Consider the following 8316-nt stretch of genomic DNA (forward strand, 5'->3'; position numbering starts at 1 on the left):
GATCATCCTGAGTTTTAATCTGACTGGCTATTTGATCTACCAGTTTTTCGTTGATTTCAACGCTCATTGTTATTCTCCATTTTGGAGTATTAACGACAAGCGTTTACACAATTTAAATTACATTCCCTGGAGTTACACCCTGATCTGAAAATTTATATTTATGATTTAAATGATAGCAATAACCTTTATCCACTGGCTTCTCTGGGGGAAGAAAGTGGTGTGGATTTACCAACCATTGAAGTGCTAACGGATAAGAATGGCCTGATTAGTGTTTCTACGATTGATGTTGCTGATAGACAATGGGCTTTGGTTGTGAAGCCTGTCCAGTCAATTAAATATAATCGCTATCAATCGATAGCTTGGACTGTCTCTTTCCTTTTGGTTGCGATCATGTTGCTGGTGGTGACCTCTGTTTATTTGAGGAGACGGCATATTCATACGAGGCGGGAAGCTCATGTTCGTTATCAAACTCTGACTCAGAAGCTTCAGGCTATTCTCGATAATACCATTGATGGGATTATTACCATCGATAGCAAGGGGATTATTCAGTCTGTTAATAAAGCTGGATTATCCATGTTTGGTTATTCAAATGATGAAATGATTGGTCATAATGTCAGTATGATCACTCCTGAAGCTATAAAAATGGAGCATGATAGTTATATAAAAAACTATCTTGATGGTATCCCACCAAAAATAATTGGTATCGGTCGTGATGTCGAAGGGGTGAGAAAAGATGGCAGTAAAATTCCTCTCCGGCTTGGTGTGAGTCAAGCCAGAGTTAATGGTGAGATTGTTTTTATTGGTTTGCTTCATGATATTTCAGAACGTAAAAACAATGAGAAGATGAAAGATGAATTTATTTCAACGGTTAACCATGAACTGAGAACCCCATTAACTTCTATCCTTGGGTCCATGCAGCTCATCAGAAAAGTGGCTTCTGAGCAGGTTGATGAGAGTGTTAGAAAGCTACTGAAGATATCAGAAAATAACACCCATCGTATTATTAAGATTGTCAATGATATCCTTGACTTACAGAAAATCAGCTCTGGAGGTATGTACTTTGATTTTTTGAAGATAGATCTTGTATCACTTGCCAAAAATAGCATTGAGGAATGTCAGCCTCTGGCATCTGAACAAGATATCGTGCTTGAATTCCAGCCTACTTCTGAGGCGATTCATGTGACAGCAGATAAGTTACGTATTGAACAGGTAATTACCAACCTTCTTTCAAATGCCATTAAATTTTCGCCAAATAATGGCAAAGTCACTGTGCGTATTGAGCAGGCAGAGGGAAGCGATGCCATTGTATTTGTTGAAGATGAAGGGCCAGGTATTGACAATGAGAGCAAGGAAAAAATATTTCAGCCGTTTACACAGACCGAGTCACATATGACAAGAAAAACGTCAGGTACTGGCTTGGGGTTAAGTATTTCCAAATCCATCATTGAGAAGCATAGTGGCACAATAGGTGTGAACAATAGAGTTAAAGGGGGAAGCTGCTTTTATTTTACGCTTCCTTCAGCGAGGGAGGCCTACTAGTAGGAGAAGGGGTATGATAAATTGCACGTACCCTCTTCTGGCCTGTTTATCACTTCTGTTTTGTAAAACTGATACTGCCTTTTAACCGCTCAGGTGATTTAGCATCCTCACAGGCTTTCTCGATGATCGTTATCAGGCCAAGAATCAATGCGGTTACCCGCGCCGAATCGCGCTCTGAAAGTGAAACTGTTCCCTCGACAGGGTCAACCGTAGCCAGGAAGTTTACAAGTATCTGGGCTGAGCTGGAGATATCATCAAAACCATAGGTTTTCCCTGAGCCACACAGATCATTGATCAGTATAGATAACTCATCCAGCTGATCAGATGTATAACCGATATGCTGCTCCAGACTATTAGTGTGCCGGTTAAGTGAGTCGATAGTGATGTGCAGGTTTTCCAGATACTCTTCCTGCAGCAGTAAAAATTGATCCTTATAGAGGTCGTTGCGGCTCTGGTGATATTTAGCCCAGATTGACTCAATCATGCCGGAAAGTTCTGTTGGCTCAAAGGGTTTGGCGATCACTCCGGTAACACCATACCTTTCAAAATCAGCCAGGTCATCTCTATGCACTTTTGAGGTCAGGAAAATATAGGGTATATCCCGGTATTTGGAGAAGGTTTTAAGCTTTTCCATGACTGTAGGCCCATCCATACCCGGCATCATAACATCAAGAATGATCAGCTGTGGGTCTAGATCAGCGGCCTGATTAAGGGCTGTTTCACCACAGTCGAATGCGTATACCTGATAGTTATTCAGCACTGTCAGCGTCATATTGAGCAGTGACCGGATGTGATAACTGTCTTCAACCAGCAGGATTCTGTCGAGTTTTTGGGGTTCCATCTGCCCATATTCCTGATTAGGGTATTCTTTTTGATTTCTCGGCAGAATGACCTAATTGTTTATGGGATCAGAAGCAGTTGGTAGGGCGTGGCAGTCCGGCAATACGGGCTGCCACTCTGGCTGGACTTTCAGGAAAAAGTTTCATCAGATAGAGGCTGTTACCTTTGGCTTTTCCAAGGGTATTGGCAATATGTTTAACAAAGGGGCGCTGATTCGGGGCCAGTTCATACTGCTGATAGAACGCCCGAAGCGCATAAATGACTTCCCAGTGCGCTTCAGTGAGCATAATACCCTCAAGAGCCGCCAGCTCATTGGCAGCATCGGTATTCCATTCGTCAAGGTTGGCCAGATAGCCATCGTTGTCGAGATTCAGGGGCATTGCTTAATCCAACACAAAAAATGAACAGAAGGGGATTTTACACGGGAGCCCTTGTTATAGACAGAGGCTCCAGCATATCTTGCGATTTAGAGGGGTTGTAATATTCCTGAGGTTTTACTGCGATTACGGCTTTTCCAGCGGCAGTTTTTGGAAAACTGGGTTTTGAGGTATTCAGCCTGATCTGGCAGGATTCTCTGGCTGTTTACCAGTGCAAGATATTCGGCAGCATTGGGGCGGTAGGGCAGGGCGATCAGTGACATCTCAGTGTTTTCCAGCAGTTTGTCTCCTTTATACTGATTACAGCGCCGGCAGGCAGCAACCACGTTCATCCAGTCATCAATGCCTCCCCTTGATTTTGGCAGAATATGATCACGGGTCAGCTCCCTTCTTTTAAAGAAGTGACCACAATACATGCACTGATAATTATCTCTTTCAAACAGTGAATAATTGGTAAGGGCAGGGTTGTTTCGGCAGGGAAAAAGGCGTTTACCGCCACAGGCAACGATACTTGGAAGTTCAATAATTGTTCGATCTTCCAGCCATCGGTTATAGCCGCCATGGACTCGATAAATAATGTCTCCCAGACTCCAGCGAACCAACTCTCTTGAGTAGAGGCATACTGTTTCCTGCCAGGTAAGCCACTCAACTGGCTGACCGGCAGTATTCAACCGCAGAATATACACGACAGAGGCTCCCGTTTATCAATCCCTGATAAAGGTCAACCTGACGGGCCATTCCCACTCATGATCAACACATTAGTTGAGCAGAGTTCTCTCTAACCGGGTAGGCCACTCCGACCATAAAGGTCGTTCGGTTAATCATTTTATCGGCTCTATTATTCTGATTTTTATCCATTTCAGGCTAACACATTCATTCAGCAATAATAAACCCGAAGTAATGAGATGGGCTGATCCAGTTAATCTGATCATTCGTACAGGATGAATAAGCATAAAAGCAATAATTCTTTGATTGTGGTGGTTTCTGGCTAACCTTCACTGGAGAAAGCTGATTGAAAGTAGGTATGAAAGCTACTGTATTTTACGATGGAGCTTGCCCTGTCTGCCTGAGAGCCCTTGCTCGCTGGAGGGATAAGCCCTATACCTGTGAGGTTGAATGGTTTGATATCACCGGTCAGCAGGAAGTGTTGCTGGCTCAAGGCATCAGCCCGCAAAAGGCGCTGGAGAAACTGCATATTCTTTGCGATGACGGCACAGTTCTGACCAGTATGAACAGTTATGGTTTTCTGTTACGCCACCTTCCCCATTGGCGATGGTTGGGGGAAATCATCATATTACCTGGAATCAGGCAGTGCCTCACCTGGAGTTATGATGCCATTACCCTACGTCGCCTGAAACGGGAAGGGCGTTATTGTGAGAGAAAAGGCTGAACAGAAGGAGAAACCAGTGGATCGCTTTCAACGACTCATGTACTGGCTTGCCTGGCTTGGGATAACGCCTTTTATTATTTCGCTGTCCTTATCCATCAGAGGACAGTCTCTATTTGATACCAGCGGAGAGCACCTCTTCATTATTTATTCCGTCATTATCTGCAGCTTTATGGCAGGCTCGTTATGGGGCCAGGCTGTTTACAGCGAGAATCGATCCAGAAGTGTTATCAAAGTGCTGGCCAGTAATGCAATCGCACTCTGGGTATTCGGAGGGCTTCTGGCAGGGCTGGCAGATCGTCAGATGCTGGTGTTTCTTTCCATTGGTTACCTTGCAACACTGATCATTGAGTGCGTTCATACAGAGCCTCTGGCCGACGGGCGTGTAAAGTCTTATTTGTCCATGAGAGCAATCGTCACTCTTGTGGTGTTTATATTGCATTGTTTTCTCTATGCCTCCCTGAAAATTACGTAATAAGGGAACTTTGATTTTCCTGAAGGAGGCATTCAGTGGATCAGCATATAGATATTCAAAAGTGTCTTTTGGCATTTGCCCGTATTTTGGAAAAGGGAGAACAGGTTACTGGGGGCTATTTCCTGGAAGGTGTTACCGCAAGGTCAATGGATGATTGCTACACCGTTATTCTAGGTAATCGGGAGTGTCAACTGTCCATCTATTTTCATAATAAATTTGGGGTTGAGTCAGCCAGCCAGAAAAGTACGGACTCCTTTATTAAGCTTCTATATCGCATTGCAGATCAATAATCAGCTGTTGACTCTGTTCGGGGGTGAGTTTGCAGTGTGGATTTGATTATTCCCCTGATTGTGTTTTTCTATTACTGGTAACGTATGTTAACCCTTGAAAACACCGGGGAGTCGGTCAGTGAAAAAAATTAAACTGGGATGCAGTGAGCTGCAGGTGACAGAGGTCTGCCTGGGATCCATGACCTGGGGGCAACAGAACTCCCTTAATGAGGCCTTTGAGCAGATTGACTACGCACTGGATCAGGGGGTTAACTTTATCGATACGGCCGAGATGTATCCTATTCCACCTAATGAAGACTCCAGTGGAGAGACTGAACGATTTATTGGTGAATGGATCCGGGCCAATCCGGGCAAACGTGATGATGTTGTCATTGCCACAAAAATTGTTGGTGTGGGACTGCCGTGGATACGTAAAGGCAGTCCAATCAGTGGTAAGAGTATTAAAGAGGCCGTCGAAGGCTCGTTGAAACGCCTGAATACAGACTGTATTGATCTTTATCAGTTGCACTGGCCAAACCGTATCTCTCCGCACTTTGCTAAACACTGGCCTGGAATGGTTCCCCATACACAAGTGGATCGCAGGCAGCAGGAAGCGGAAATGCTGGATATTCTTCATGGGCTGAATGATTGTATTAAAGCTGGAAAGATTCGTTATTGCGGCCTTTCAGATGATACGCCCTGGGGGATTGGAGAGTACGTACGGCTAAGTGAGAAGTATGATCTTCCCAGGATGGTATCTATTCAGAATGAGTTCAATTTGATACATGCCAAAGACTCACCCTATTTACTGGAGTCCTGTGTTTTAAATGAGGTTGCTTATCTGCCCTGGTCGCCACTTGGTGGTGGTGTGCTGTCTGGCAAGTACCGAAATGGCCAGATTCCGGCAGGCTCCAGGTGGTCTGTTAAGCAGAGAAATGGTCAATTCCGAAATACCCCAATGACTCACAAGGCGATTGAAGGCTATCATGCTGTAGCAGAGCGTCATGGGCTATCTCTGGCTCAGATGTCTCTGGCCTGGGTCTATCAAACAGAAGGTGTTACTTCTACGATTATTGGAGCCAGTTCACTTGAGCAGCTTAAGGAAAATATTGATGCCTGCCACCTTACATTATCTAAAGAGGTGCTGGACGACATCAATGCTGTGTTCCGCCAATACCCGGTACCTTTCTAAATCATCGTGTTGCTGAAGATTTGTGTCCTGAAGCAAGGTGGCGTGAGGAGTCATAGGGTCGCCAGCGTAGAGTTAAGGCTCAAATCTTCACGCTCATAAAGTGGCTATCTGTCTGCGTTGAACATGCTTGAAAGACGCTCGGTATTCCTGCACAGGTTCGCCTTGCGTATGACCGCTTTACGAACCACTGAACACATCAAACTCATTGAAACCATGTGCTGGTATTACTTTCCGAAAAGTTTCTTTTTTACCTGATCCAGGCTGACATCCAGTGGAGTTCGGGTTCGCCTTGGTCGTTGCAGCAGTTCTCCACTGCAGTTTGGACAGATAAAATCGTGATGGTCTGAGCAGGGGGAGCAGAATGTGCACTCAAAGGAACAGATAAATGCCAGGTCTGCTTCATCGGTTTTTGCCTGGCACTGCTGGCATTGTTTTTTCATTTTGAGCATGATGATTCCCTGTTCGGTTTTTATTCTTGAACACCATGCTAACACTGATATGGGTGAAATCTGAATTATGATGGTCGGTAGGGCTATCCTTCAGCCCTGCTTCCAGGATGAGGGGACGGGTTGTTTTTCATCATTCTTAGGGTAGGGAGTAAAAATGGTGTATCCGGTATTGAAGTGTTCTATGTATTTATTAACTTCTGGTCTGACCCACAGCCACAAACTGGTAATAGAAGGTATTCCATCTTTTAACTCACAATAACCATTCCAGGATGAGATAGACTGATCTGGCCATTTAACCGTGAACGAAACGGTGCTGGCAGGCTGTTCAGCTCCTGGTAGGGGTGGCTCTTTTACATTGCCCACATACCCTGTACCCATATGGGGACCATCCTTAAACAGAGTGTCCGGGGATTTGAAACTTCCCGTGAACTGCCCGGTATCAGGATTGATGTCGCGAATATCAAGTTTAGCGCCGGAATTACTTGTCCATAAGCCAGCAGGGCTCTGGCAGTTTTGTGCCAGTATCGTTGATGTGAAAAAGGTGCAGGGGATTAAGTAGAGCAGAAACCTTGTTATATTCATGACTGCCTGCCATTTGATCAGAATAACAGGTCTGTTATAGCCGAATTGGAGTAAATAACAAACTCATGGCCACCTCCAGGCATCCTGAGTCGAGAGGTTGCTAATGGTTTTCCAGACGTTTGCGTAACGCTGGTGGCAGGAGGCTGCGGGCTTTCATCGTTATCAACTGCTCATTCTTTTGCCAGAGAATACCCAGGTAAATAATAACCAGTCCAATGGCGCTAAGAGCAATAGGAAACAACCAGCTGTCACGAAAAACATCGTCAGCCAGGTGGGCGAGGTAAGCACAGCAACCTATGGCACCAAACACCACAAAAACCCGTCGGGTCAGTAAAACGCCAATGCCAACCATCAGTAAGTTGATACAGAGGTAAATAAATTTTCCCAGTTCGCTGTTTGAGTCCTGCATCGACAGGCCACCCCAGAAGGCAATAACGCCAAAGAGGTAAAGCCAGAAAGCATAGTCTGCTTTTGCATGGGATCGGATATCTACCCAGAAGGCGAGTCCAATCATTAATAACCCCGTATAAAGGGAGACCAGCGAACGCAGCTCCCAGTCAACGTCCCCACCGGAAATCATGGCGGAGATATCCATCGTCATATACCAGAGCGTGGCGGCAATGGGCATAACCATAAATGGGTACTTGAACTTCCAGGCCAGAGAAATACCAACGGCTAAGGTCCCCAGCTCCATGTACAACCAGTGCCATTGAATATAACGATGATAATCCCTGTATACACTGTCATCCGGCCAGAGTCCAAGCGCCTGTTGCAGGCCATAAATAAATAATGGGGTTAACGCAACGACAAAGGTGGCACAGATACCGGCTGGGACGATGAGCCCCCTGTTATTGAAGGAATACGTGATTTTCAGTCCGATAGCGGCATAAACCAGGGATATGGCAACAATACCGATACCACCAAAAGACTCCCACCCAAGGTTCATGAACAGCGTCATGGCACCAATGGCGATTAAGCCTCCCAGGTAATAAAGTACATGGGTGAAGTCGAATCGTGGCTCGTTGCCAGGGTGGCTTTTCAGAAATTCAAAGAGTGAATCTGCCTGTTCTGCAGAAATAATACCAATTCCATTTTTAAATTATGAAATAACAGCCCATGAACGGGAGCATAGACTTTTCAATCGGCCAACTTCAGAAAGTAATTCATTCCATGCCTCACAGCATTTATTGATAATATCTTCATAGT

At 45.1% G+C, this 8316-nt stretch carries 11 protein-coding genes; 5 read left to right on the forward strand and 6 right to left on the reverse strand.

From position 1 onward, the window contains the following. Positions 1-219 precede the first annotated feature (219 nt). Positions 220-1539, forward strand: a complete 1320-nt coding sequence (locus AK963_RS22285) for a sensor histidine kinase (protein WP_066017620.1) — start codon at positions 220-222, stop codon at positions 1537-1539. A 49-nt stretch (positions 1540-1588) separates the two neighbouring features. Here the strand turns inward: AK963_RS22285 and AK963_RS22290 are convergent, their stop codons facing one another. The 3 genes from AK963_RS22290 to AK963_RS22300 all read right to left on the reverse strand — a co-directional run bounded on the left by AK963_RS22290 (position 1589) and on the right by AK963_RS22300 (position 3442). Continuing rightward, on the reverse strand, positions 1589-2380 hold the full coding sequence (locus tag AK963_RS22290; protein ID WP_066017621.1) for a response regulator: 792 nt from the start codon (positions 2378-2380) through the stop codon (positions 1589-1591). 67 nt (positions 2381-2447) lie between these two features. Next, the gene (locus AK963_RS22295; RefSeq protein WP_066017622.1) at positions 2448-2759 is read right to left on the reverse strand and encodes a TusE/DsrC/DsvC family sulfur relay protein; all 312 of its coding nucleotides are present in this window, start codon (positions 2757-2759) and stop codon (positions 2448-2450) included. Positions 2760-2845: 86 nt separating this feature from the next. Further along, entirely contained in the window at positions 2846-3442 is a 597-nt protein-coding gene (locus tag AK963_RS22300; RefSeq protein WP_066017623.1) for an HNH endonuclease, read from the reverse strand. A 338-nt stretch (positions 3443-3780) separates the two neighbouring features. Here AK963_RS22300 and AK963_RS22305 point away from each other — a divergent pair, with 338 nt between their 5' ends. The 4 genes from AK963_RS22305 (at position 3781) to AK963_RS22320 (ending at position 6079) form a co-directional block, all read left to right on the forward strand. Beyond that, positions 3781-4146, forward strand: a complete 366-nt coding sequence (locus tag AK963_RS22305) for a thiol-disulfide oxidoreductase DCC family protein (protein WP_066017624.1) — start codon at positions 3781-3783, stop codon at positions 4144-4146. A gap of 16 nt (positions 4147-4162) precedes the next feature. Beyond that, entirely contained in the window at positions 4163-4618 is a 456-nt protein-coding gene (locus tag AK963_RS22310) for a DUF3429 domain-containing protein (protein ID WP_139117590.1), read from the forward strand. A 35-nt stretch (positions 4619-4653) separates the two neighbouring features. Next, on the forward strand, positions 4654-4908 hold the full coding sequence (locus AK963_RS22315) for a DUF3081 family protein (RefSeq protein WP_066017626.1): 255 nt from the start codon (positions 4654-4656) through the stop codon (positions 4906-4908). A gap of 118 nt (positions 4909-5026) precedes the next feature. Beyond that, complete coding sequence (locus tag AK963_RS22320; protein ID WP_066017627.1) at positions 5027-6079, forward strand: aldo/keto reductase; 1053 nt, start codon at positions 5027-5029, stop codon at positions 6077-6079. A gap of 224 nt (positions 6080-6303) precedes the next feature. Here AK963_RS22320 and AK963_RS22325 read toward each other — a convergent pair whose 3' ends face one another. The 3 genes from AK963_RS22325 to AK963_RS22335 all read right to left on the reverse strand — a co-directional run bounded on the left by AK963_RS22325 (position 6304) and on the right by AK963_RS22335 (position 8056). After that, positions 6304-6528 carry a DUF1272 domain-containing protein gene (locus tag AK963_RS22325; protein ID WP_066017628.1) on the reverse strand — a complete coding sequence of 75 codons (225 nt, stop codon included), beginning with the start codon at positions 6526-6528 and terminating at the stop codon, positions 6304-6306. Between the two features lie 90 nt (positions 6529-6618). Further along, positions 6619-7110 (reverse strand): avidin/streptavidin family protein, encoded by a 492-nt coding sequence (locus AK963_RS22330; protein ID WP_066017629.1) that lies wholly within the window; start codon positions 7108-7110, stop codon positions 6619-6621. Positions 7111-7210: 100 nt separating this feature from the next. Then, complete coding sequence (locus tag AK963_RS22335; protein WP_238593814.1) at positions 7211-8056, reverse strand: DUF2157 domain-containing protein; 846 nt, start codon at positions 8054-8056, stop codon at positions 7211-7213. Positions 8057-8316 lie beyond the last annotated feature (260 nt).

It is taken from the genome of Endozoicomonas atrinae (assembly GCF_001647025.1).
Taxonomy (GTDB): domain Bacteria; phylum Pseudomonadota; class Gammaproteobacteria; order Pseudomonadales; family Endozoicomonadaceae; genus Endozoicomonas; species Endozoicomonas atrinae.